At 67.4% G+C, this 24,810-nt stretch carries 18 protein-coding genes; 8 read left to right on the plus strand and 10 right to left on the minus strand.

The features are described 5' to 3' along the window. Window positions 1-120: 120 nt before the first annotated feature. Window positions 121-2,226: a glucose PTS transporter subunit IIA gene (locus P0D62_RS02915; RefSeq protein ID WP_275701118.1), complete on the minus strand. Its 2,106-nt coding sequence runs from the start codon at window positions 2,224-2,226 to the stop codon at window positions 121-123. A 235-nt stretch (window positions 2,227-2,461) separates the two neighbouring features. Here P0D62_RS02915 and P0D62_RS02920 point away from each other — a divergent pair, with 235 nt between their 5' ends. The 7 genes from P0D62_RS02920 (at window position 2,462) to P0D62_RS02950 (ending at window position 9,524) form a co-directional block, all read left to right on the plus strand. Next, a complete protein-coding gene (locus P0D62_RS02920) occupies window positions 2,462-4,006 on the plus strand; it encodes an acyl-CoA carboxylase subunit beta (protein ID WP_275701119.1) in 1,545 nt (514 codons plus the stop codon). Between the two features lie 10 nt (window positions 4,007-4,016). Next, entirely contained in the window at window positions 4,017-4,403 is a 387-nt protein-coding gene (locus tag P0D62_RS02925) for an OadG family transporter subunit (RefSeq protein WP_275701120.1), read from the plus strand. Between the two features lie 2 nt (window positions 4,404-4,405). Then, complete coding sequence (locus P0D62_RS02930) at window positions 4,406-4,900, plus strand: biotin/lipoyl-containing protein (protein ID WP_275701121.1); 495 nt, start codon at window positions 4,406-4,408, stop codon at window positions 4,898-4,900. Next, on the plus strand, window positions 4,897-6,018 hold the full coding sequence (locus P0D62_RS02935; RefSeq protein WP_275701122.1) for a sodium ion-translocating decarboxylase subunit beta: 1,122 nt from the start codon (window positions 4,897-4,899) through the stop codon (window positions 6,016-6,018). The genes P0D62_RS02930 and P0D62_RS02935 overlap by 4 nt, the downstream gene beginning before the upstream one ends. Before the next feature lie 125 nt (window positions 6,019-6,143). Beyond that, window positions 6,144-6,941, plus strand: coding sequence for an aminoglycoside N(3)-acetyltransferase (locus P0D62_RS02940; RefSeq protein ID WP_275701123.1), 798 nt, complete (start codon window positions 6,144-6,146; stop codon window positions 6,939-6,941). A 21-nt stretch (window positions 6,942-6,962) separates the two neighbouring features. Then, a complete protein-coding gene (locus P0D62_RS02945; RefSeq protein WP_275701124.1) occupies window positions 6,963-8,204 on the plus strand; it encodes an MFS transporter in 1,242 nt (413 codons plus the stop codon). A gap of 162 nt (window positions 8,205-8,366) precedes the next feature. Then, complete coding sequence (locus P0D62_RS02950; protein ID WP_275701125.1) at window positions 8,367-9,524, plus strand: MFS transporter; 1,158 nt, start codon at window positions 8,367-8,369, stop codon at window positions 9,522-9,524. A 126-nt stretch (window positions 9,525-9,650) separates the two neighbouring features. On the opposite strand, the gene P0D62_RS02955 is transcribed toward P0D62_RS02950, so the two are convergent. Together P0D62_RS02955 and P0D62_RS02960 are read right to left on the minus strand one after the other, a co-directional pair. Then, window positions 9,651-9,857 (minus strand): hypothetical protein, encoded by a 207-nt coding sequence (locus P0D62_RS02955; RefSeq protein WP_275701126.1) that lies wholly within the window; start codon window positions 9,855-9,857, stop codon window positions 9,651-9,653. A 276-nt stretch (window positions 9,858-10,133) separates the two neighbouring features. Then, a complete protein-coding gene (locus P0D62_RS02960) occupies window positions 10,134-12,215 on the minus strand; it encodes an NAD(+) synthase (protein WP_275701127.1) in 2,082 nt (693 codons plus the stop codon). A gap of 162 nt (window positions 12,216-12,377) precedes the next feature. Here P0D62_RS02960 and P0D62_RS02965 point away from each other — a divergent pair, with 162 nt between their 5' ends. After that, on the plus strand, window positions 12,378-13,004 hold the full coding sequence (locus tag P0D62_RS02965) for a hypothetical protein (protein WP_275701128.1): 627 nt from the start codon (window positions 12,378-12,380) through the stop codon (window positions 13,002-13,004). A gap of 95 nt (window positions 13,005-13,099) precedes the next feature. Here the strand turns inward: P0D62_RS02965 and P0D62_RS02970 are convergent, their stop codons facing one another. The 7 genes from P0D62_RS02970 to P0D62_RS03000 all read right to left on the minus strand — a co-directional run bounded on the left by P0D62_RS02970 (window position 13,100) and on the right by P0D62_RS03000 (window position 24,729). Further along, entirely contained in the window at window positions 13,100-14,122 is a 1,023-nt protein-coding gene (locus P0D62_RS02970) for a LacI family DNA-binding transcriptional regulator (protein ID WP_275701129.1), read from the minus strand. A 30-nt stretch (window positions 14,123-14,152) separates the two neighbouring features. Beyond that, complete coding sequence (locus P0D62_RS02975) at window positions 14,153-16,087, minus strand: glycoside hydrolase family 13 protein (protein ID WP_275701130.1); 1,935 nt, start codon at window positions 16,085-16,087, stop codon at window positions 14,153-14,155. Between the two features lie 89 nt (window positions 16,088-16,176). Continuing rightward, a complete protein-coding gene (locus P0D62_RS02980; RefSeq protein ID WP_275701131.1) occupies window positions 16,177-17,064 on the minus strand; it encodes a sugar ABC transporter permease in 888 nt (295 codons plus the stop codon). After that, on the minus strand, window positions 17,064-18,662 hold the full coding sequence (locus P0D62_RS02985; protein WP_275701132.1) for an ABC transporter permease subunit: 1,599 nt from the start codon (window positions 18,660-18,662) through the stop codon (window positions 17,064-17,066). Before P0D62_RS02985 ends, P0D62_RS02980 begins: the two co-directional genes overlap by 1 nt. Window positions 18,663-18,756: 94 nt before the next feature. Beyond that, on the minus strand, window positions 18,757-20,091 hold the full coding sequence (locus tag P0D62_RS02990) for a sugar ABC transporter substrate-binding protein (protein ID WP_275701133.1): 1,335 nt from the start codon (window positions 20,089-20,091) through the stop codon (window positions 18,757-18,759). 235 nt (window positions 20,092-20,326) lie between these two features. Beyond that, window positions 20,327-22,351, minus strand: coding sequence for an amylo-alpha-1,6-glucosidase (locus P0D62_RS02995; protein ID WP_275701134.1), 2,025 nt, complete (start codon window positions 22,349-22,351; stop codon window positions 20,327-20,329). Then, entirely contained in the window at window positions 22,300-24,729 is a 2,430-nt protein-coding gene (locus P0D62_RS03000) for a glycogen debranching protein (RefSeq protein WP_275701135.1), read from the minus strand. The genes P0D62_RS02995 and P0D62_RS03000 overlap by 52 nt, the downstream gene beginning before the upstream one ends. Between the last annotated feature and the right edge of the window lie 81 nt (window positions 24,730-24,810).

The following is a 24,810-nucleotide window of genomic DNA, read 5'->3' on the forward strand; positions in this document are numbered from 1 at the left end:
GCTTTCAACGTTGAGGCCTGCTTTGGCCTCGATTGTTGTCAGGTTCTGAGGGTGAGCCTAGCGGGGGTGGCAAGCCTGTGACCGGCCACCCCCGATTTTGGATACTTGACTATTACTGGACTACTTGGTGATCCCGACGATCTCGTCGCCGATCGAGGCGCTCTGGCCCGTCTTCGGCTCCACGGCGGCGAGCTTCTTGGTGTTGGTCACCACGACGATCGTCGTGGTGGGGTAGCCGGCCTCGTTGATGATGCCGAGATCGGCGTCGACCAGCGGATCTCCGGCCGCGACGCGATCGCCCTTGGCGACGTGCACGGTGAAGCCCCTGCCGTCGAGCTTCACGGTGTCGATGCCGACGTGCACCAGCACCTCGACCCCGTCGTCGCTCTTGATACCGAAGGCGTGACCGGTACCCGCCACCATGGTGAGGGTGCCCGCCAGCGGCGAGACGACCTTTCCATCGGTCGGCTTCACCGCGACACCCTGGCCGAGGGCCCGAGACGCGAACACGGCGTCGCCGCAGTCGTCCAGGGAGATGACCTCGCCGTTCATGGGCGACACGATCGCCGTGGTGGGGTCGGCATCGAGGACGGCGACGGCGGCAGCTGCCGGAGCAGCGGCGGTCGCGGTGGCGGCTGCCACCGGAGCAGCAGCGGCAACCGGAGCGGACGGCCGACCGGAAGCGGCAGCCTCGGCGGCATCGCGCTGGGCCCGGAAGGCGGCCTTCTCATCGGCGGTGCGGTAGTCGCTGAACAGGATGACGAAGAACGCCACGAAGAACGCCCCGGCGATCGCGATGACGTACAGGAACACCGGCGTGAAGATCGGGATGGTGAGCAGCGAGGTGAAGGCGAAGGTGTTGGCCAGGACACCGTCGGTCTTCAGCAGCCAGGAGCCGACGGCGATGATCAGACCACCGGTGAAGCAGCCCACCAGCATGCGCGGGTAGATCCGCTTGAAGCGCAGGTGGATGCCGTAGAGGGATGGTTCGGAGATGCCGCCCAGCAAGCCGGCTGCCAACGCACCCGTCGCCGTTTGCCGCATTTCCTTGTCGCGCTCTCGCATCGAGATCACCAGGACGGCCGCGGTGGCGCCGAAGCAGGCGAAGTTCCATGCGCCCATGGGGCCCTGGATGAAGTCCCAGCCGACGGTGGAGATGTTGGCCAGCATGATGGCGTTGAGCGGCCAGTGCAGACCGAGCGGCACCAGGAACGGGTACAGCATGGGGATGAAGAGGGCGAAGATGAAGGGCGCGGTGGTGTTCAGCCACGACAAGCCCTGACCCAGCGTGGTGCCGATCCAGATGCCCAGCGGGCCGATCAGGAAGGCGGAGACCGGAACCATGACCACCATCGAGATGAACGGCACGAAGACCAGGTGCACGTTCTCGGGGATGATGCGCTGCGCGAGCTTGTAGACGATGGCCAGCACAGCGACCATGAGCAGCGGCACGAACACCGCGCCGGAGTAGTCGTTCAACGGCATCGGGATGCCGAAGACGGTGGCGGTACAGGCCGGCGCCGCGCCCTCGATCACGTTGGGCACACAGACGGTGCTGCTCACCGACTCGGGGTTGGACAGCCTGACGAATTCCGGCGTCATGAGCGCCGCCATGACGCTGAATCCCACCCAGGGATCGATGTTGAGGGCCTTCGAAGCGTTGTAGGCCACCGCGAGCGGCAGGAAGAAGAACACCGAACGCCAGATGGTGTTGATGAAGATCCAGCCTGCCGACAGCGGCTCGTTGATCTCGCGGAAGTCGATGTAGCCCAGGGCGTCGAGGACGGCCATGAAGGCGATCACCAGCGACGCGCCCAGCAGCACGCCAAGGAGGGGCCGGAAGCTGTTGGACAGGTACTCGAAGAAGGCGTCGAGCCAGGCGTTCTTGCCACGGGCCTTGGCGCGCGCCGCAGCCTTGACGTCGGCGTCGCTCTGGCCGCCACCGCCGCCGGCGCCGCCACCGGACATCGACGGAAGGTTCTGGATGTCGGTGAACATGCCCTGCACGGCACCGCCGATGATGATCTGGAAGCGGTCGCCGCTCTGCGGCACCGATCCCATCACGCCAGGGATCGCGTCGACCACGCTCTGGTCGACGACGGACGCGTCGTTGAGTTCGAACCTCAATCGCGTCGCGCAGTGGGTGAGACTGCTGATGTTTCCGGGGCCGCCTACGGCGTCAACGATCTGTTGCGCCGGCGACGCTCCGCTGGGGGTGGACGTCATCTTTCCTCCTACTCGCAGGATTCAGGGCACCTGGGGAAGTAGCGAGCCCTGAGTGCGCGGAGCCACGGAGAGTTGTGCCGGCAGGCGACGCTCTCCTGGCCGCGCTCGGTGTGAGAGTAACATGCAGCCCGGCTCCTGGGCAGGGGGTCGACGGGTTCCGCCCATATACCTCCCCTTGGCATCCTCCTCTTCCGCGACCGCTACCATTGGTAGTAGTCACCGGATGAGGGCTGCAATGAAAGACCAACTGGCGAAGCTGCGGGAGAAACGGCAACGCGCGCTGGAAGGAGGCGGCCCGGCGCGCATCGACGCACAGCACGCCAAGGGCAAGCTGACGGCACGGGAACGACTGGCGATCCTGCTCGACGAAGCCTCCTTCCAAGAGCTGGGCGCGCTGGCCACCCACCAGAGCACCGACTTCGGCATGGCGGAGCGACGCTATCCCGGCGACGGCGTGATCACGGGCTTCGGCAAGATCCAAGGGCGCCGGGTGGCCGTCTACGCCCAGGACTTCACCGTGCTGGGCGGCTCGTTCTCCGAGGTGCAGTCGAACAAGATCTCGCGCATCCAGGATCTGGCCATCGAGGCCGGCATCCCGCTGATCGGGCTGAACGACTCCGGCGGCGCCCGCGTCCAAGAGGGCATCCGCTCGCTGGCCGCCTACGGCGAGGTGTTCATGCGCAATGTGAAGGCCTCCGGCGTGATCCCGCAGATCTCCCTGATCATGGGTCCGTGCGCCGGCGGCGCCGTCTACTCCCCCGCCCTCACCGACATCACGATCATGGTGGACCAGACGTCCAACATGTTCCTGACAGGCCCCGAGATCATCAAGACGGTCACCGGCGAGGAGGTCTCCGCGGAGGAACTGGGCGGGGCGCAGGTACACAACGCGGCGTCCGGCGTCGCGCAGCTGATCGCCGACGATGAGCAGCACGCGCTGAGCCTCACCAAGGCACTCCTGGCATACCTGCCGCAGAACAATGCCGAGGATCCGCCGCCCCTGGAGCCCTACGATCCCGCCGACCGGATGGATGAGGCGCTCAATTCGCTGATCCCCACCGACGACCGGGCGGCCTACGATGCGCGCCAGATGCTGGAGCTGATCTTCGACCGCGGATCCCTCTTCGAGCTGCATCAGGACTGGGCGCCCAACGCACTGGTGGGCTTCGCCCGCCTCGACGGCATGAGCGTCGGCTTCGTCGCGAATCAGCCGCAGGTGCTCTCCGGCTGCCTCGACATCGACGCCTCCGACAAGATCGCCCGCCACATCACGCTGTGCGACCAGTTCAACATCCCGCTGATCACCTTCGTCGATTGCCCGGGGTACCTGCCCGGCGTCGAACAGGAGCACCGCGGGGTGATCCGGCACGGCGCCAAGATCATCTACGCCTACTGCCAGGCGACGGTGCCCAAGATCTCCATCGTGACCCGCAAGGCGATGGGCGGCTCGTACGTCGCACTCAGCTCCAAGCAGATGAACAACGACGTCGCCTACGCCTGGCCCACCGCCCAGATCGCGGTGATGGGGGCCGAAGGCGCGGCCCGCCTGCTGCATCGGCGCGCGATCGCCGCGGCCGACGATCCGGCGGAAGAGGAGGCCCGGTTCGTCGCCGACTACAAGGAGCGGTTCTTCAACCCCTACGAGGCGGCCGACGTCGGCCAGATCGACGAGGTGATCGAGCCTCGCGAGACCAGGCCCCGGCTGATCCGGGCGCTCGAGGTGCTGCGCACCAAGGTGAGCGTCGGGGTGCCAAAGAAGCACGGCCTCTTCCCGGTGTGAGCGTGACACGATGACGACGGCGGATCTCACCTGGGGGCTCACCATGATGGCGGTGGGCATGGGCGCGGTGTTCGCGCTGCTCGCCGTGCTGATGCTGCTGCTGATCGGGATCGGCCGGCTCGACCGTCCCGCCCGGGGGCACCGCAAGGCCGCACCACCCGCCGATGCCCCGCCTAGCGAGCCCGCACCGTCGGCCCCGGAGGTGCGGATCCTCGCCGACGGCCTCACCGACGACCAGGTGGCCGCGATCACCGTCGCCGTGTTCACCCACGCGGAGCAGCGACGACGCCAAGCCGCCCCCGAGACCCGCACCCACGCGCCCGGCAGCCAGCTGTTCGCCAGCCGCTGGCTCTCCGTCGGGCGCGCCCACCAGACCAACCCCTTCCGCAGGAGGTAGGGATGCGCCGCTACACCATCACCGTCAACGACCAGCCCATCGTGGTGGACGTCGAGGCCGTGGGCGCCGACCTGTTCCGGGTGCAGCTCGACGGTCGGCTGATCGACGTCACGCTGGAGGACCACGTCGACCTGGCCCACTCCCCCGTCACCCCGGCGCTCACGACGACCACCTCCTCGTCGTCCGCGCCGGCGTCTGTGCAGCGGCCATCCGCTCCGACCGCCGCGCCCCGGGCATCCTCCGCGCCCGTCGCCGGAGGGACGAGCGGCGCCACCCGGAACAAGCTCATCGCTCCGATGCCGGGCGTGGTGCTCGCCATCGAGACCGCGCCGGGCGCCGTCGTCAGCCGGGGCGACGTGCTGCTCAAACTCGAGGCGATGAAGATGGTCAACGAACTGCGCTCGCCGCGCGACGGCGTGGTGGCCGAGATCTACGTCGACACCGGGGCGTCCGTGAAGTACGGCGAGACGCTAATCCGGTTCGAGGACGCCAGATGAGTCCTGACACCCTGCGGTCCTTGATGGAGGGGCTGACCAACCTCACCTGGCAGTCGCTGGTAATGATCGCCATCGGGCTGGTGTTGATCTTCCTCGCGGTGAAGAAGGAGTACGAGCCGCTGCTCCTGCTGCCCATCGGCGCGGGCGCGATCCTGGCCAATCTGCCGCTGTCGCCGATGGTCGGCGAGCACGGGATGCTGACGATCCTCTACGAGATGGGCGTCGGAAACGAGCTGTTCCCACTGCTGATCTTCGTCGGCATCGGAGCGATGACCGACTTCGGGCCGCTACTGGAGAACCCCAAGATGGTGCTGCTCGGCGCCGCCGGCCAGTTCGGCATCTTCCTGACGCTGCTGCTGGCGCTGGTGCTCGGCTTCACCCACGAGCAGGCGGCCTCGATCGGCATCATCGGCGCCATCGACGGACCCACGTCGATCTACGTGTCGAACAAGCTGGCGCCCGAGCTGCTGGCGCCGATCACCGTCGCCGCCTACTCCTATATGAGCCTGGTGCCGATCATCATGCCGCCGATCATGCGGGCGCTGACGACGTCGAAGGAACGCGCGATCGTGATGCCCTACACCAGCAGGGAGATCTCGCAGCGCACCCGGATCCTGTTCCCGATCGTCGTCACCATCGTGGTGGGCATCCTGGTGCCCTTCGCGACGCCGCTGATCGGCATGCTGATGCTGGGCAACCTGATGCGCGAATCCAAGGTGGTGGAGCGCCTGGTCGGGGCGTCGTCGAACGAGCTGGCCAACGTGGTGACGCTGTTCCTCGGTCTGGCGATCGGCTCGACGATGGTGGGGAAGAGCTTCCTCAACCTCTCGACGCTGATGATCCTGGCGCTCGGCCTGATCGCCTTCTGCCTGGACACCGCGATGGGGGTGCTGTTCGGCAAGCTGATGAACGTGTTCTCGCGCGGCACCTTCAACCCGCTGATCGGCGCCGCCGGCATCTCGGCCTTCCCGATGGCCGCCCGCGTCGTGCAGAAGGAGGCCCAGCGCGAGAACTTCGACAACTTCCTGCTGATGCACGCCATGGGAGCCAACGCCGCCGGCCAGGTGGCCTCCGTCGTCGCCGGCGGCGTCCTGCTCGCCCTGATGGGAGCCTCTTGACGCACGCTCTTTGAGGTGCGAGGCCGCCTGCGGCCGAGCCTCGAAAAGGGCGACTCAAGATCGGGCAGGAGGCTGCGGTCAGGGTCGTGTGCAACACCACCTTGGCCCGTGAAAGGATCGATGCCATGACATCTCCCCACCACCCGAGCCCGGTGACCCGCAGCCAACTCGTTGCCGATCTGCGTTCCCTGGGCCTTCCGGCCGGCGCGACGGTGATGGTGCACACCTCGCTGCGCTCACTCGGCTGGGTGATCGGCGGCCCGCAGACCGTGCTTGAGGCGCTGCGCGACGCGGTCGGCCCCGAGGGGACACTCGTCATGCCGACCCAGTCGTGGCAGCTCTGCGACCCCGCGATGCTGGAGGAGGCGCCGTCGGAGTGGTGGCCGACGATCCGCGAGAACCTGCCCCTCTACGATCCGGCCGTCACCCCCAGCCAGACGATGGGCGCCGTCGCCGAGCTGTTCCGCACCACGCCCGGCGCGCTCCGCAGCCCTCACCCGCACCGCTCCATCACCGCCGCCGGACCGAAGGCGGCTCAGATCACCGCCAGTCACCCGCTGGACTCCCCGTCCGGGGAGACGTCGCCCCTCGGCGCGCTCGTCGAACTCGACGCCTGGATCCTCCTCCTCGGCGTGACAGCCGCCAAGGTGACGGCCCTGCACCTCGCCGAGCACCGGGCCACCTACGCCAGCAAGGAGACCAAGCCCAACGGCGTCGTGATGATCGTCGACGGGCAGCGGCAGTGGATCACCTGGGAGGATCTCGATGTGCACGACCACGACTTCGTCGACGTCGCCGAGGCCTTCGCGCACGACACAGGGCTGGTGCGCACCCACCAGGTGGGCGACGCCACCGCAACTCTGATGCCGATGCGAGCCCTCGTCGAGTACGCCTCCGACTGGTTCACCGCTCACCGACACTAACCGCCAGACACCCGAGAGCCCATGTCACACCTCACACTCGGCCCCGAGCACTACGCCGGAACCAAACGAGCGAGCTACACCGGCTACGTGGTCCAGGCCATCGTCAACAACCTGGCGCCCCTGCTCTTCGTGGTCTTCCACACGCAGTTCTCCATTCCGCTCGCACAGCTCGGTCTGATCTCGGCGCTGAACTTCGGCGTGCAACTCCTCACCGACTTCGCCGCCATGTTCTTCGTCGACAAGGTGGGCTACCGGGTGCCGATCGTGCTGGCGCACGTGTTCTCCGCCGTCGGGCTCCTGCTGATGGCCGTCCTCCCCGCGACGACGTCCAGCCCCTTCGTGGGTCTGTGCATCGCCGTGATCGTCTACGCCATCGGCGGTGGCCTGCTGGAGGTGCTGGTCAGCCCCATCGTCGAGCACCTGCCGACACCGGCCGATCAGAAGGCCTCCGGCATGGCACTGCTGCATTCGTTCTACTGCTGGGGTCAGCTGGCCGTCGTCGTGGGCACCACCGTCATCCTCAGCCTCGTCGGCACTCAGCACTGGGCTTGGCTGCCTGCGATCTGGGCCATCGTCCCCCTGATCAACACCGTCGTCTTCCTGCGGGTTCCCATGCCGGAAACCGTCGCCGAGGACGACCGCACCTCGGTGCGCGACCTCTTCGGAACCCCCATGTTCCTCGCCGCGCTGGTGCTGATGATGACGGGAGGGGCCGCCGAGCTGACCATGGTGCAGTGGTCGTCCTTCTTCGCGGAGAAGGGAATCGGCGTGGGCAAGGAGATGGGCGACCTGCTCGGCCCCGGCCTGTTCGCCGTCTTCATGGGCGTCGGTCGCTTCGGCTACGGCATGTGGGGACACGGCCTGGACCTCCGGCGCATGCTGCTGGTCTCCAGCATCGGCGCCGCCATCTGCTACGTCATCGCGGCCACCTCGCCGATCGCGATCATCAGCCTGCTCGCCTCCGCGCTGTGCGGGATCATGGTCGCCCTGCTGTGGCCCGGCACGTTCTCCCTCACCTCCGCGCGCTTTCCGATGGGCGGCGCCGCGATGTTCGCCATCCTCGCCTTGGCCGGCGACGCGGGTGGAGCTGCCGGCCCCGCTCTGGCCGGCGGTCTCGCCGAAGCCGCGCAAGGTCCGCTCCGGTCCGTCGCGGAGTTGCTGCCCGACGACGGCGGCTACGGCCTGCGCACCGCCCTGCTGCTCTGCGCCCTGATCCCGACGGCCTTCGCCATCACCGTCTGGCGCTTCGACCGTCGTCCGTAGGGGCTCCGGGGACTGGCGACACCCACTGCGAGGACTCCACGATGAAAACCGCACAGTCGACCCCCTAACTCCCTGTTCCTCGCCCCAAAACGGCTCCGAGTGTGCGTTAGTCATCAGTTCTCCCGACAAACAGCAAACGAAGAGACCTGCCAGACTTACCCCGTGCTCACAGCCCGGTACTCCGCGATCCAATCCTCATACTGGGCGGCGTTCTGCCTCGTCATTAGCTTCGCCAACGTCTTCCTGCTCGCCAGGGGGATGACGACGAGCCAGATCGGCGTGCTGATGGCCGTCGCGGGCACGATGGCGACGGTGCTGCAGCCGATCGTCGCCGGCATGGCCGACCGATCCAAGGCGCCGCTGCGGCTATGGGTGGCGCTCGGCGGAGTGGTGCTGGCCGGGCTTGCGGTCGCGGTGCTGCCGCTCGGCCGCGGCATGCTGCTCGCCATCGTCTATGGGCTGATGCTCACGTCCATCCAGATCATCCAGCCCCTCACCAACTCCTTGGGCATGGCCGCCATCGACCGAGGATTCCGCGTCAACTTCGGCTTGGCCAGGGCCTTCGGGTCGTTCGTCTTCGCCATAGTCTCGCTGGCCGCCGGCGCTATCGTCGACGCCACCAGCGTCGATGCGCTGCCGATCATGATGCTCGTCTTCCTGGCTATTTTCGTGGGCCTCTCTGCCACGTTCGTCCTGCGCACAGGCCCTGTCTCCACCAACGACGACGGCACCGCAATCACCGAGATCCCCGACAATCCCCCGCTCGACCGCCGGCGCCGACGGTTGCTTGTCCTACTGATCATCGGGCTCACCTTGGCCATGACCAGCCACGGCCTGATCAACAACTTCATGTTCCAGATCGTCGACCACCACGGCGGCACCGCGGCCTCGATGGGGATCGCGCTGACCATCGCCGCCGTCGCGGAACTGCCGGCGATGAGTCTGTGGGACAAGATCATGACGCGCTGGAGCGCCGGCACCATGCTGGTGTTCGCAGGCATCGTGTTCGCGGTGAAGAACCTGGCCATGCTGCTCGCCCCCAGCCTCACCGTCATCTATCTGACGCAGATCCTGCAGTTCGGCTGCTTCGCCATCGCCGTGCCTGGCACCGTCTACTATGTGAACCGGCTTCTCCCCCGCGCGCTCCAAGTGCGAGGCCAGTCGTACATGACGATGACCATCTCGGCCGGATCGGTGCTCGGCGCCCTCGTCGGCGGCTGGCTCATCGACTACACCGGCGTCCCCACCATGCTGCTCGCCGGCACGATCGTCGCGACCGCTGGAGCCGCCCTGATCTGGATGAGTGCCGAACGCCGCTGACCTGATGCCAGGTTGATTCCGTTCAGTTTCTCAGCGATCTGGGATTTGCAAGGCTGTGAACGTCAGCATGCTGACGGACAGAACCTGGCCAAGCCCAGACGGGGTCAAGCGGTGACGTTTTCAACCTCAGTGCTTCGTGCTCAGCCGGAACCAACGGCGTTTGCCGACCCTCACCACGTCGCCGGCGTCGATCTGCGTGGGAGCGTCGGGGTCGACGTGCTGCACGTCGCTGATTCGAACGCCACCCTCGACGATGAGACGTCGCGCGGCGGAGCGCGTCAGTTCCGGACGCGCGACGACCACCAGATCCAGCAGGCTCAGGTCAGACCCCACGAGAGGCAGCTCCGGGATCACGTCGGGGTTACGGTCTTTGAGGTGTGAGGCCGCTCGCGGCCGAGCCTCGAAAAGACCCAGCGCGAGGATTCGCAGGAGCCCGGCCGCCGGTGTCTGCGTAGGGTTGTGCTGGCCCTTTTCGAGGCTACGGCTCTGGGGCTCGTTCCTCGCCCAGTGCCTCCGCACCTCAAAGAGCGTCGGGGGTACGGTCTTTGAGGTGCGAGGCCGCTCGCGGCCGAGCCTCGAAAAGCGGGACGGGGCGAGGCTGCTCGAGCGTCAGGGAGCGTCGGGGACGGTGTCCAGATCGGCGAGCCACGCCGTAGCGGAGGCATCGGAGGGCATCCGCCAATCGCCACGTGGGGACAGTGACCCGCCGGCCAGCACCTTGGGGCCGTTCGGGATGGCCGAGCGCTTGAACTGGTTGGCGAAGAAGCGACGCAGGAACACCGCCATCCACTTCTTGATCGTCGGCAGGTCGTAGGCGGTGCGATCGGCCTCCGGGTAGCCGACGGGCCACGCCCCGGCGTCGACGTCATGCCACGCATGCCAGGCCAGGAAGGCGATCTTGCTGGGACGGAAGCCGTGCCGCAGCAGGTAATAGAGCGTGAAGTCGTGCAGCGCGTAGGGACCGATCGAGTCCTGCGTCGACTGCGGCTTGGCGCCGTCGGCAACCGGGATCAGCTCGGGCGAGATCTCGGTGTTCAGGATGGAGTCGAGGGTCTCGTTGACACCCTCCTCCGGGAACTGGCCGGACGAGATCACCCACCGGATCAGGTGCTGCATCAGCGTCTTGGGCACGCCGGCATTCACGCCATAGTGGCTCATATGGTCACCCACGCCGTAGGTGCACCAGCCGAGCGCCAGCTCCGACAGGTCGCCGGTGCCCAGCACGATGCCGCCGCGCTGGTTGGCCGCGCGGAACAGGAAGTCGGTGCGCATGCCCGCCTGGACGTTCTCGTAGGTGACGTCGTAGACGGGCTCGCCGTCGCCCGCCGGGTGCCCGAGCGCCTTGAGCAGCGACGTGGCCATCGGCTTGATGTCGATGGTCTCGAAGGTGACGCCCAGCGCCTCGGCCAGCAGCGTCGCGTTGTTCTTGGTGTGGCTCGACGTGGCGAATCCGGGAAGGGTGAAAGCCAGGATGTGGGTGCGCGGCAGGCCCAGCCGGTCGCAGGCCTTGGCCGCGACGATCAGGGCGTGCGTCGAGTCAAGACCGCCGGAGACGCCGATCACGATCTTGGGCGCGCGGGCCACGTCGCCGCCGGCGATGGCCAGCATCCGGCGCTCCAGCGCAGAGACCTGGATGTTGTAGGCCTCGTAGCAGTCCTGGTTGAGGCGCGCCTCGTCGTCGGGCACGAAAGGGAAACGGTCGAGGGGCCGGCGCAGGCCAAGATCAACCGATGGCAGGTCGAGGGTGAACGCGATGTGGTTGTAATCGGCATGCCCCACGCCCTCGTTCAGCGCGGTGTCCCGGATCGAGTTCTGACGCACCCTCTCCTGTCGCAGCCGATCAAGGTCGACGTCCACGACGAGCCGGGTCGGGCCGCTCGGGAACCGCTCCGACGCCCCCAGGCGATCCCCCATCTCGTAGGCCAGCGCCTGACCGTCCCAGGAGAGATCCGTACTCGACTCGCCAAAGCTCGCCGCCGCATAGATGTAGGCGACCGCCGCACGCGCGCTCTGCGAGCGCACCATCAGCTCACGATCGTCCGCCCGACCGACCGTGATCGGAGAGGCGCTGAGATTGAGCACCACGTTCACCCCGGCCAGCGCGGCCTTCGACGACGGCGGCACCGGCACCCACAGGTCTTCACAGATCTCGACGAAAAGGCTCAGCCCCGGCACGTCCGTCGCCGTGAAGACGAGATCGGTGCCGAAGACAATATCGCCGTCCTCGTCCGCACCCGGCCAATTCGGCCGACTCATGAACCCGTGCGCGGATGCCCCACCCACGAAGTGCCGTTTCTCGTAGAACTCCCGGTAGTTCGGCAGATACGACTTGGGCACCACCCCCCGCACCTTGCCCCGATGCAGCACCACAGCGCAGTTGTAGAGCGAGTGGTCGACGTACAACGGCGCCCCCACCACGACAACGGGCGCCAGCCCGGCCGTCGCCTCGGCCAGCTTCACCACCGCATCGTCGACGGCGTTCAGCAGCACGTCCTGCAGCAGCAGGTCGTCGAGCGAATAGCCCGACAGCGACAACTCCGGGAACACCGCCACCGCGACGCCCTCTTCATGACAGAGACGGACCTGCTCGGCGATCCGCTCGGCGTTGGTCGCCGGGTCGGCCAGCGCGACAGGCAAGGTGCAGGCCGCGATCCGAGCGAATCCGTGGTCGTACAGCGAGGCGAAGGTCATGGGGGAAGTCTCCCACGACCGTCAGGGGAACGACGCTGCGAAGCCGCGTTTCGGTTGGTCGACCAGGGTCGCGGGTATCGAAGACCGTGGAGGGCTCCCTCTAGCGAGCTTCGAGGCGAGGATGCCAATATGCGAACGTCCCCCAGAACAAAGCCGTTCCTCATGGTGCTAGCCCTCTTGGCCGGGGTGATCGTGTTCACGTGGCAGAACCCGACGCCCGCTGCGGCCTGCAGTTGCGCGGCCTCCTCCGTGAAGGAGCAAGCAGAAATGGTCGACGCCATCGTCGAAGGCACCGTGACCTCCGCCGACCGCCTCCTTGAAGGATCGAGCACCGATCCCGTGCTCTACCAATTCACTCCGACGAAGGTATGGAAGGGCGATGTCACCGGACCGCTCGAGTTCACCTCCGCCGCCGATAGCGCATCGTGCGGCATCGAGAGTGTCGAGCCCGGAACCACCATCATGCTGTTCGCACGTCGCGACGGCAGCACGTGGAGCACCAACCTGTGTGACGGCACCGGCGCCGTCGCCGAGGAACAGATCACCGACCTCACCGCCCTCTTCGGCGAACCGACGACGATCGCAGCACCGATAGACCCCGCCTCGACCCCGTCGACGACGGACCCCAAGGAACAGCGCGACCGTCACCAGGATGTGGTGAGCGGCCGGACCCAGGACACCGACGACTCCGGAAGCAACACGCTGCTCATGCTCACCATCGTGGGCGGCGTGGCGCTGCTTGGCATCGTCGCGACGCTCGTGATGAGGCGGAGCCGCCGGGCGTCCTAGCAAGTCCGCCGAATAACGCTGGCTGAGCGGGGGTGATCTGTGCAATACGTACAGATCACCCCCGCTCAGCCAGCGTTATTCCTGGCACCCCGGTTCTATCGACGACGCTCCCCGGCCGCGACGCTGCCCGTGGACTCGCGCAGCACCAGTTCAGGGGCGAACAGCAGCTCGTCGCGCAGCCGCGACTGACCGGTGATCTCGTTGATCAAGGCCTCGACGGCGGCCGCGCTCATCGCCAGCACCGGCTGGCGGATCGTGGTGAGGGCAGGGTCGGTGAAGGCCATCAGCCGAGAGTCGTCGTACCCGATGATCGAGATGTCGCCGGGCACCGACAGGTTTTCCCGGCGGGCGGCCCGGATGGCACCGAGCGCGATCAGGTCGGACCCGCAGACGATGGCCGTGCAGCCTTCAGCCAGCAGCCGTCGAGCCGAGGCCGTGCCGCCCTCCACGCTGGAGAAACCCATCGCGGTGTGCGTCTCCGGCTTCGAACCCAGATATCGCGTCAAGGCCCGAATGAACCCGCTGGCCTTGCGCTGCGACGCGACGAAACGGTCGGGTCCGACGGCCAATCCGATCTTCGTGTGGCCCAGGTCGGCCAGGTGCCGGACCGCCTGATCCATCGCCAGGCCGTCGTCGGTGGAGATGAACGCGGCATCGATCTCGGCGGTGTAGCCGTTGATCAGCACCAGCGGCAGCCCGCTCTCGGTGAGCTGGTGGTAGTGCGCCAGGTCCGCCGTCGAGTCGCCGTGCGCGCCCGCGACGCTGATGATGCCGGCCACGCCTTGGCCGCGGAGCATCTCGATGTACTCCTGCTCGGTTGCTCCGCCGGGCGTGCGCGAGCACAGGACGGGGATGAAACCCGACTGCGCCAAACACGACTCGATCATCTGCGCGAACAGCGGCACCACCGGATCGTCGAGCTCGGGCACGATCAGTCCCACCTGCCCTGCGCGGCGCGCGATCAACTGCGGCGGGCGCTGGTAGCCCAGCACGTCGATCGACGCCAGCACGGCCGCGCGCGTGGCCTCGGACACTCCGGCCCGGTTGTTCAGGACGCGCGACACCGTCGCCACGCTGACGCCAGCGTGGGTCGCAACGGTGCTCAGATTCGCGCTCACGGGAGTATCTTAAGGGCGGGTCGCCGCCGGCTAGCGCCAAGCGGCATCGCGATGGGTGCGCGGCTTCGACAGGTCGATCTCCGGCGCATCTGGCACGACGACGCCCGGCAGCTGCCACACCGAGAAACTAGGCCCCTCAGCGACGACCTGCACGGCACCCGCCTCGTCGACGACGAGTTCCGCGTCGCCGAACAGCCGTTCCACCTGAGCCACGCCCATCAGCAGGCCCGCCGGGATCTCGACGGTATCCGCAGCCCGCGAGGCCACCACCAGCACCGACTCCTCCTCCGTCTCGCGCACGAAGGCAAGGCTGTCGACGCCGGCATGCACAAAACGAAGGCCGCCCTGCTGCAGCGCGACGTGACCCCGTCGCAGCCCGATCAGGCCGCGGTAGGTGGCGAAGCGCTCGGCGATCGCCGGCTCGTCCAGACGGTTCCACGGCATGGGGGTGCGGCTGGCCTCGCCGTCGACGCCGGTCATGCCCAGCTCGTCGCCGGCGAACACCACGGGCAGCCCGGGCAGCGTCATGGACAAGCCTGCCCCCAGTGGCACCAACTCCTCCGGGGTGAAGGTGGCGAAGCGGGCGGTGTCGTGGGAGTCGAGGGCCTGCATGCACCCGACGCGCACCCGCCACGGCAGCTCGACGGTGCCGCCCTGCAACTGCTGCACGAGCTGGGCCGCGGTGTAGCCGCGCAGTCCTCCGGGCACACCGAAGAACCAGGAGTCGGCCACCAGCTTGCCCTGGGCGTTGACGTGCTCGAAGACGCGAGGCTCGGCCAGCCAGTGCCACACGGCGCGGGTGAACGTCGAGTACGACATGGCGCCATGCCACGCGTCGCCGGTGAAGTCGGCGGCATGCAGGTTGGTGTACTCGGCCACCAGCAAGGTCTCCGGGTTGATCTCCTGCATGGTGGCGCGCAGGGTGCGGCGCACGTCCTCGTTGAGGTTCTGGGCGCCCAGCCGGCCGGTCATGTTGGCGACGTCGATCCGCCACCCGTCGGTGTTGTAGGGCTCGTCCAGCCACTTCGCGACGACCGACCCACGCCCCTCGATGAACGCCGACCGCAGCGCCTTCGACGTCCAGTCGAACTTGGGCAGAGTCTTGGCGCCCAGCCACGTCTCGTACTCGGTGCGGTCGTCATTGCGGAAGAAGTAATAGTCGGCCTCGGGCGCAGCCCCATCGGCCACGGCGGCCTGGAACCACTGGTGGGTGTCGCCGGAATGGTTGGCGGTGAGGTCGCCCATGATCCGCATGCCGCGCGCGTGCACGGCCTCGATCAGGCGACGGTAGGCCGCGTCGCCGCCCAGCGAGGGATCGACGGTGTCGAAGTCGCGCGAGTCGTAGCGGTGATTGGAGCCGGCCGGGAAGATCGGGGTGTGGTAGATCAGGTTGACGCCGAGTTCCTCGAGGTAGTCGAGCTTCTCCGCCACGCCGTCGAGATCGCCGCCGTAGTACTGGCGGACGCGGGCCGGCATCACGGGATCGACGGGGTCGTCCCACTCGGCGGGGATGGCCCACCAGGGCACGGGATTCTCGTCGGCGTGCGACGAGCGCGCGAACCGGTCGGGCACGATCTGGTACATCACGGCATCCGCCATCCAGGCGGGCGGCGGGTTGCCGGAGATCAGCGAGAAGTCGAAGACATCGGGCGCCTCCACCTCGCTCAGCCCGGCCTGGGTGAGCTCCAGCACGGTGCCGTCGACGAGGATGATCAGCCAGCGGTACCGGTGACGCGGATTGGCGACGACGATCTGCGCCGACCACCACTGCCAACCATCGACGGTGCCCATGCAGACGGCCTCATCGACCCACTGCTCGGTGTCAGGCAGGGAGCGCACCGCAACGCGCTCGACCGGCCCGAAGCCCTCCGGCACCCGGATACGCACCTCGACGGCCTCGCCCAACTCTGGGTTCTGGTTCGACACATACAGCGCGGAGCCGTCGTGATGAGGCAGCAAGGTCATGGGCGTTCCAATCTGGACGGAGAGGGAGAAAGTTCAGGGGCAGCCCACCGATAGGCGCCGCGCGAGGCGGCACCTATCGGTGGATGCGATTACTTGACGGAGCCCGAGGTCAGGCCGCCGATGAGCTGCTTCTGCAGGCTCATGTAGATGATCGTCACCGGCAAGGAGGCCAGCACGGCGCCGGCCGCGAACTGGCCGAAGAACCGGTTCTTGTCGGCTGACTGCAGCGCCCAGAGGCCGACGCCGAGGGTCTGCGCATTGGCGTCTCTCAGGAAGATCGACGCCAGCATGAACTCGGAGAACAAGCCCACGAAAACGATCATGAACACGGTCACCAGGATCGGCACAACCAACGGGATGATGATGGTGAAGAAGATCCTCACGTGCGACGCACCGTCGATGGTGGCGGCCTCGTCCAAGGCCTTCGGGACGGTATCGAAGTAGCCCTTCAGCAGCCACACGTTGGCACCCATGGACCCGCCCAGGTAGGCGAGCATCAGGCCCGTGGTCGAGTTCAGGCCCAGCAGCGGAACCACCTGGCCGATCCGGTCGAAGGTGATGTAGACGGCCACGAACGCCAGCAGCGCCGGGAACATCTGGATCAGCAGCAACGCCATCAGGCCGACGCGGCGACCCTTGAACCGCATCCGGGAGAACACGTAGGCCGACATGGCGCCGATCAGCAGGGTGAGCACCGCGCCGACGCCCGCCACGTACAGCGAGTTGCCGTACCAGCGCAGGAAGGGCCACTCGGGCGAGTTGAACAGCGTCTCGAAGTTCTGCAACGAGAAGCTGCGCGGGATAAGCCGCGACGTGGACAGCGTGCCCGCGGGGTTGAAGGCCGCGGAGACGACGAACACGATCGGGAACAGCGCCCAGAACACGGCTACCAGGGCCAGCAGGTGTCGCCACCACTGGCCGCCGGAACGCCGGCTGTCGTTGCGCTTCTTGCCAGGGGTAATGGTTGACGCAGACATCAGTTCACATCCTCCAGGCTCGCGGTCTTCCTGAAGCCGATGAGGCTGATCGACGCCACCAGCAGGAAGATCAGGATCGACACGGCCGCCGCCATGCCGTAGTTGGGATTGGCCCCGGCGAACGCCAGACGATAGGCGTAGGTGATCAGCAGGTCGGTGGAACCGATCTGGGTACTGCCTGCAGAGAACGGACCGCCCTCGGTGAGCAGGAAGATCAGGCCGAAGTTGTTGAAGTTGAACGAGAACGACGAGATCAGCAGCGGGCCGACGGAGACCAGCAGCAGCGGCATGGTGATCCGCGTGAGCTGGCCGAACGGACCCACCCGGTCGATCTTGGCGGCCTCGTAGACCTCGCTCGGAATGGACTGCAAGGCGCCCGTGCACACGATGAACATGTACGGGAAGCCCAACCACAGGTTGGTGAGCAGCACCGCGACCTTCGCCATCACAGGATCGCCCAGCCAGTTCACGGACAGTCCCAACGTGTTGTTGATCAGGCCGTATTCCTCGTTGAGCATCGACTTCCAGACCAGCGCCGTCACGAAGCCCGGAATCGCGTAAGGCAGCACCAGGAGCGAGCGATAGAGCCGCTTGAACTTCATATCGGGGTTGTTGAACAGGATGGCCAACAGCATGCCCAGGATGAAGGTGGTACCCACGGCGAGCACCGAGAAGGCGATGTTCCAGAGGAAGATGCCGAAGAAGCCGGCCCGGATGACGGGATCGGTCAGCACCTTGGCGAAGTTGGCGAAGCCGACGTTGATCTTCCAGCCCTGCGCGAGCCGGGGACCGTTACCGTCCTCGGGGACGAAGGTGCCGTCCTTCTCGATGTAGCGAACACCGGTGGTGGTGTCGGTCATCGTGTCGGTGGCATCGTCGTAGACCATGGTGGCCACGCCTTCGAAGGCCTGGCTCAGGCCCTGTGGGCGGATGGCGCCGCGCTCGGTGGGCACGACGAGATCCTTGAAGTCCTCGCGGGAGTTGACCTGCTTGGCATTCAGCATGGTGTATCCGGGTGCGGACTTGACGGCGCCGTTGTTCTTGAACTCCATGCCGGCGGAGTCGATCGGCGCCATGCCTTCCGCGGTGCCGGCGTACACCTGCTGGGTGGTGGGGTCGGTGAGCAGCAGCACCAGGTCGCCGGTCTCGACCGCGGCGCCCTCCTCCACAGCGACGGCCATTCCGTAGCGCGGCGTGTCCGGCACCTCGCGCACCGAGGTGAGCACGATCGTCTCGATCGCCTCCTCCTTGGTGAGCATGTTGCCGTAGCCCTGGTTGGTGAAGGCGGTGGCCGCCGTGTAGACGACGGGCCACACCTGAAGCGCCAGCAGCAGGATGAGTCCGGGAAGGACGAACTTCATGGCGACGCCCTTGCGTCGGCCGTAGACCACCAGGATGGCCGAGGCGATGGCGCCCACGATCACGACACCAAGCCACCAGCCGATCTCGATGAGACGCTGGACGGCGAGGGCTGAGAGGCCCAGGGCAATGGCGATGCCGATCCATTTGACGACGATCACCCAGAGGGGCGCCTTGGGAACAGCGTCGCCTTTGGCCTTCGAGCCGGACGACGCGCCAGTGTGAGTGGTTTGACTCATAGCGTTTCTCTATCTCTGCAGGTTCGAGTGAGGGCGTGGCCCGAAGCGACGGGACGTTTCATCCCGCGCTCCGGGCCACGCACCCGTCTCAGCCCTAGCTCAGGCCGAGCGCCTGCTCGATGTTCTTCTGAGCGGCGTCCATTGCTTCCTGAGCGCTCAGCGAGCCCTTGACGATGTCCGCGGTGGCCTGACCGACCGGGCCCCACACGGCGTTCATCTCGGGGATGTTCGGCATCATGTCGGCGGCCGCGGCGGCCTCGGACCAGATGGTCAGCTCGGGGTTGTCGCCGGCCAGCGCGTCAGCGGCCTCGGTCAGCGCGGGCACCCGCTGGCCCACCTCGAAGAGGGCCTTCTGCAGCTCGGGATCGCCAACCACGTTGAGCACGAACTCTTCCGCGATGGCGGGGTTCTTCGCGTTGGCGGAGACGTAGAACTGGTTGATCGTCGCGAAGGAGCGCATCTGGCCGCCGTCCGCGGTGGCGGGCAGCGGGGTGATCTCGTAGTTGATGCCGGCCTCGCGGATCTGGGAGATCGCCCACGGTCCGGTGACGAAGAACGGCACGTCACCCTCGGTGAACAGCGGGATGGCGTTGTCGCCGTCGATGTTCACGGAGAGCACGCCCTCCTTGCCCAGCTTCTCGATGATCTCGGCGCCCTTGACCGTCTCGGCGCTGTTCACGATGGGCTTGGTGGGATCGAGATCCCCGGTCTCGGTCTTCGCGAACATGCCGCCACCGAAAGCGGAGAGGAAGGGGTAAGCCATGTAGGCATCGCCGCCCTGGCCCACCTGGACGAGCAGGGCGTTGGACGCCTTGCCATCCTCCTTCAGCTTCTGGCCCACCTCCACGGCCTCTTCGATGGTGGCCGGAGCGTCGGGCACCAGATCGGTGTTGCGCACCAGCGCCAGCGACTCGATGGCGTAAGGAACGGCGAAGGTCTGGCCGGCGAACTTGGATGCAGCCTGCGCGACGGGGTTGAACTTGGCCTCCATCTCGGCACCCATGTTGATCGGGGCGACGGAGCCGTTCTGGTAGAACTCGCCCAGCCAGTCGTGCGCGCCGACGATGACGTCGGGGCCGGTGCCCGACTGCGAGGCGGCACTGAAGTCGCCTCGCACGTTGTTGACGAACTGCACCTGGACCTCGATGCCGTTGTCCTCACCGAACTGCTCGACGAACGGACGCAGCGCGTCGGCACGGAGCTGATCGGCCCAGATCACCAGATCCTTGCTCTCATCACGAGTAGCGGGGGCCGGCGACTCGGTGCCTTCACCCTCGGGCGCGGCCTGGCTCTCCGTAGGGGTGGACTCCCCCGACGGCGTCTCGGTGGGGGTGGTCTCGCCACCACACGCGCTCAGCGCGAGTCCCATGGCGGCAAGCCCGGCGATGACCGCCGTCTTCTTCGTGTGTGACGCTCGGCTGATGCGCATCGGCGTCGCTCCCTTCTTCGTTGAATTCAACCCGCATCGTTGGGGTTGCTGCTGCCCTGTCGGCAGATGGCGTTTAGGGATACCGGACGACGATCGCCCCGGTATCGACTCACTCCAGGCAGGAGTCTGGCATCCTTCTCGACGAGAAGCAACAGGTTTCATCGGTTTCGCAACGGCTTGCAGGAAAAGTTGTAAAACCGTTACAAACGCGCCGACCAGCTTCCTGGATCCAGGCTCAGGACGCTACTCCCGGGTACCGGTCAATCTCGCGCCACACGCGCAGCAGTTCGGACACGCCCCAGGCCTGGGCCGACGCGGCGCGCGGATGATGCGGGGCATCGCCGTCGAAGAGCTCGCTGACGCTGCCGACGCAGCCCTCCGAAAGGCCGGCCAGGGCAGCATCGAGCAGCTCGCGTGCGGCAACCGGGTCGCCGTAGGCGCGCAGGTGGGCGCTGACGAAGGGGCCCAGCAGCCAGCTCCAGGCCGGGCCCTGGTGGTACATCGCGTCGCGGGTGCGCCAGTCGCCGGCAAAGACACCGCGATAGTTGGGGTCGCTCGCCCGCAAGGTGCGCATGCCGACGGGCGTGTACAGCGCCTCCCGGCACGCCTCGACGATGCCCCTCCGCTGCGCGGTGGTGAGCGGCACGGCGTCGAGCATGGCCGCGATCAGCTGATTCGGACGCAGAGTGGCGTCGTCGGGGTCGAGCACGTCGCGCAGATAGCCGCGCTCGTCGTCCCAGAAGCGGGCGAAGCTCGCCGACGCCCGAGCGAGGTGCTCCGAGTAGGAGTCGGGTTCGCCGAGCAGGGCGGCGAAGTCCCGCATCGCGGCCAGCGCGTTGATCCACAGCGCAGACAGCTCGACGGCCTTGCCGTGGCGGGGCGTCATCACCACGCCGTCCACCTTGGCGTCCATCCAGGTGAGGTTCTCGCCGGGCACGCCCGCCCGCAGCAGGCCGTCGGCGGGATCGACCCCGATGCCGTAACGGGTGCCGGCCAGGTGATGCACGACGATGTCGGCCAGCACCGGGAAGAGCGCGCGGATCGTCTCGAGGTCGCCGGTGGCCCGGTGGTAGGCGCAGACCGCCTCGAAGTACCAGAGGGTGGCGTCGGCGGTGTTGTATTCGGGCGCGTCTCCGCTGTCGGGGAAGCGGTTGGGCAGCATGCCCTGGTCGACGTAGCGGGCGAAGGTGGTGAGGATTCCGCGCGCGATCTCTGCGCGGCCGGTGGCCAGGGTCAGGCCGGGCAGGGCGATCATGGTGTCGCGTCCCCAGTCGCCGAACCACGGGTAGCCGGCGATCACGCTGTGCCCCTGGGTGCCGTCCTCAAGGGCGCGGGCCACGACGAACTGGTCGGCGGCGAAGACGAGTTGGCGGATGCCGTCGGGCGCGCTCTCCAGCTCTGCTTGCTCAAGCAACCCTGCCTCGCGCTCGCGGTGGGCGGCGTAGGCGGCCTCGCCGTCGAACTCAGGCGCGTCCTCAGCGCTGAACACGACGGTGACGCTCCGGCCGGGCGCGAGCTGGCACTCGTATTCGGCGACGACCAGCTCGTCCTCCACGCAGTCGAAGCCACGCTCGTCCTCGATGGCCAGATACTCGCCGCGGCGCCAGTGGTGGGTGGGTCGCACCGAGACGCCGTCGCCAAGAATCTGCAACGCCGCCTCCGGGTTCAGCCGCACGCGGACCCCGTGCGGCACGCGCCCCATCTCCGCGTGACCGGCCTCCTCCGCCGGACGGCTGGTCTGGTGGTGGTCGCGGAAGGCCGCGGTGGCCGCGCCGCGCAGCCGCACCGGCTGATCGGCTCGGGCCACGGTGTAGCGCGCGTAGCTGGTGTTGCGGCCGTGGGCCATGAACACCCGTTTCTCCACCCGGGCGTGCGGGGTCTCGAGCACCCAGACGGGCGTGCCGCCGTCGACGTGGAAGCTCAGCTCCGCGGCGGGCGACGTACGCTCGATCGATCCCTCCTCACCGACGGCGGCCGAGCCGGCGAACCGGAACTCGTCGTCGCCGACGAAAACACTGTCGTCGAGGCCGCCGGCCATCAGCCATCGACCCACCGGAGGCTGCAGCGCGGCCACCAGCATCCCGTGATAGCTGCGCGCACGAGCGCCGTTCACGGTGCCCATCGCGTAGCCGCCGATACCGTTGGTGACCAGCCACTCGCGCTGCACCACGGCATCGCCGTCAGAGACCTCGGCCGGCGAGAGCGCGATCACCGACGGGCCCTCCGAGGAGCCGCCCCCGCATCCTTCAGCCGGTGCCACTGCACATGCGCCCTGGTGGCCGTCGCATCTCCCGAACGAGTTCCGGCCGGCGGCTTCGGAGCCGCCGCCTCATGCCACACAGCCACCGACCAGGGGGCCACCGTCGCGTAGTTGCCGGTCAGGTCGCCGTCGCCCTCGTGCCAGTAGTTGAAGTGCGACTCGTGCGCGACGGAGGTGTCGATCAGCCAGCGCCAGGTGCGGTCGGGCGCCAAGGTGGGTGCGGTGAAGTCGATCGGCACGTCGGCCATGTTGATCATCACCCAGAAGTCGTCGTCGGGAGAGTTGATCAACGCCCCGACGGCGCGGTCGCCCTCGCGCGGGCTGCCGAAGCCCGACGGCGTGCGGAACAGGTAGGAGACGTCCTCGTTGTCGGCCACCAGGTCGCCCCACTGCATCTGCCGCAGCGCCTCGTGGCGCCGTCGCAGCCCCAGCATGAACCGGGCGAAGCGGAAGAGGCCGTTGACGTTCGACGGCGTCTCGAACTCGCCGAGGTTGTCGTGGTAGGCCGCGGTGAAGTCGCCGCCGACGGCAACCCGGTTGGGCGCGTTGGTGGGGATCATCTCGTAGTTGTTGCGCATGGCGATGGAGTCCAGCGCCCACGGGTTGTTGTTGCCGTTCTGGGTGCGACCGAACTCGTCGCCGGCCACCACCATCGGCACGCCCCGGGACAGGAACAGCAGCGCCCAGAAGTTGCGCACCCGCTGACGTCGAAGCTCGGCGGAGCCGCCCGAGTCCCAGCTGAGGTTGTCATCCGAGCCGCCGTCGGACGGCCCGAAGGGGTAGGCCTGGCCGTTCTGCTTGGTCTGATAGCTCACCAGATCCACCAGGTTGAAGCCGTCGTGAGCGTCGATGAAGTTGATCGTCTTCTGCACGCCGCCGTTGTCGTTGAAGTGGTGGTAGTCGCCGTTGAACTGCTCGAGGAAGGAACCGGCGTTGCCGTCGCCCTTGGTGAACCGGCGCACCGCGTCGCGGTACCGGCCGTTCCACTCGCCCCACCCGCGGGGGAAGTTGCCCACCTCGTAGCCCCACAGATCCCAGGCCTCGGCGATCACCTCGACGCCCCGCTCCTCCGCGAAGGCGGCGATCTCCACCAGCAGCGGATGGTCCTGGAAGAAGCGCTTCTGCCCGTCCCAATCGTCGGGGGCCGCGTCGCCGGGCAGCCGGCCGAGCACCGTGGCCAGGTCGAAGCGGAAGCCGTCGACGTGCATGTCGGTGGTCCAGTACTCGAGCGAGTCCATCACCAGTCGCCGGGCGGCCTCGGAGGAGTAGTTAAGCTGGTTGGAGGTGCCGGTGGCGCCGTCGACGAGCAGATGGCCGGAGGTCATCGAGTAGTAGGTGGCCGTCGCAAAGCCGCCGAGGCTGGTGAACCCGGTGGTGTTCACGTCGCCGTTCCAGTTGCCGCCCTCGGCCGTGTGGTTGTAGACCACGTCGAGGTACACCTCGATGCCGTGCTCGTGGAACGCGTCCACCATCTCGCGGAACTCGCGGGTGGGTCCGCCGGGCGAGGTGTCCGACGAGTACGAGCGATTGGGCGCGAAGAAGCCCAGCGTCATGTACCCCCAGGAGTTGGTCTTGCCCGCGCGCGCCGACTCCGACGTGTTGGTCTCGTGCACCGGCAGCAACTCGACCGTGTTGAAGCCCAGGCCCTTGAGGTACGGAGCCATCATGCCGGCGCCGCGGTAGGTGCCCCGGTACTCCTCGGGAATGTCCACCACACCCTCGAAGCCAGGCTCGTCGGCCAGCAGCTCCGAGAGCCGCGCCGTCGACGGGTGGCCGGAGAGCTGCTGGGTCTGCACCTCGTAGATGGTGGCGTCCTGCGGCGGCAGGGCCAGCCGGGGCTTCCGCGGCAGCGGTTCGGCGACGATGATGCCCTTCGGCACATAGGGGCCGGTGTCGGTGAGACGGCGCGGACGACCGTGGTAGTCGTCGCCGCCGGTGCCGAACACGCCGTCGTCGACGTCGAAGTCGAACAGCTCGTCGGAGTAGACGTTGTGGCTGATCTCGCGCGCGTACGGGTCGAAGAGCGACTTGTTGGGATTGAAGCGGTTGCCGTCCTCATCGAGGTCGGCGACGAAGCCCAGCTCGGAGCCCGGCTCCCAGTCCTCGTCGTAGGTCCAGTTCGTGCCCCACGCCCGGTAGGTGTACATGGTGCCCAGCTGGAGGCCCTGGAGCCGGGCACGCCAGATGCCGTCGTCGCCCTTCGCCGGCAGGTAGCTGGCGACGGGATCGGTGCCGAGGGCCTGCTCGTAGATGTCGAGCTGGATCCGGGTGGCGTCGGGTGCGTATACGGCGAAAGTCACCCCGTCGTGGTGCGGATGAGCCCCGAGCGGCCATTCGGCCGTGCCCCAGGAGCTCTCCTCGAGAGCGCGGATTTCCATGGGCTCAATAGTGGCATGGCTTTCGGCTGCCCGGTGCCGTGCGCCGACACACCCTTTGCCTTCCGTGCATAGATCTGCGTA

Source organism: Tessaracoccus caeni (genome assembly GCF_029211185.1).
Classification (GTDB): domain Bacteria; phylum Actinomycetota; class Actinomycetes; order Propionibacteriales; family Propionibacteriaceae; genus Arachnia; species Arachnia caeni.

Coding starts and splice junctions, on each gene's coding strand:
- P0D62_RS02940 (WP_275701123.1), top strand. CDS start 6,144: ATGACATCTCCCCACCACCCGAGCCCGGTGACCCGCAGCCAACTCGTT.
- P0D62_RS02965 (WP_275701128.1), top strand. CDS start 12,378: ATGGTGCTAGCCCTCTTGGCCGGGGTGATCGTGTTCACGTGGCAGAAC.
- P0D62_RS02930 (WP_275701121.1), top strand. CDS start 4,406: ATGCGCCGCTACACCATCACCGTCAACGACCAGCCCATCGTGGTGGAC.
- P0D62_RS02960 (WP_275701127.1), bottom strand. CDS start 12,215: ATGACCTTCGCCTCGCTGTACGACCACGGATTCGCTCGGATCGCGGCC.
- P0D62_RS02980 (WP_275701131.1), bottom strand. CDS start 17,064: ATGTCTGCGTCAACCATTACCCCTGGCAAGAAGCGCAACGACAGCCGG.
- P0D62_RS03000 (WP_275701135.1), bottom strand. CDS start 24,729: ATGGAAATCCGCGCTCTCGAGGAGAGCTCCTGGGGCACGGCCGAATGG.
- P0D62_RS02985 (WP_275701132.1), bottom strand. CDS start 18,662: ATGAGTCAAACCACTCACACTGGCGCGTCGTCCGGCTCGAAGGCCAAA.
- P0D62_RS02990 (WP_275701133.1), bottom strand. CDS start 20,091: ATGCGCATCAGCCGAGCGTCACACACGAAGAAGACGGCGGTCATCGCC.
- P0D62_RS02925 (WP_275701120.1), top strand. CDS start 4,017: ATGACGACGGCGGATCTCACCTGGGGGCTCACCATGATGGCGGTGGGC.
- P0D62_RS02975 (WP_275701130.1), bottom strand. CDS start 16,087: ATGACCTTGCTGCCTCATCACGACGGCTCCGCGCTGTATGTGTCGAAC.
- P0D62_RS02945 (WP_275701124.1), top strand. CDS start 6,963: ATGTCACACCTCACACTCGGCCCCGAGCACTACGCCGGAACCAAACGA.
- P0D62_RS02915 (WP_275701118.1), bottom strand. CDS start 2,226: ATGACGTCCACCCCCAGCGGAGCGTCGCCGGCGCAACAGATCGTTGAC.
- P0D62_RS02935 (WP_275701122.1), top strand. CDS start 4,897: ATGAGTCCTGACACCCTGCGGTCCTTGATGGAGGGGCTGACCAACCTC.
- P0D62_RS02920 (WP_275701119.1), top strand. CDS start 2,462: ATGAAAGACCAACTGGCGAAGCTGCGGGAGAAACGGCAACGCGCGCTG.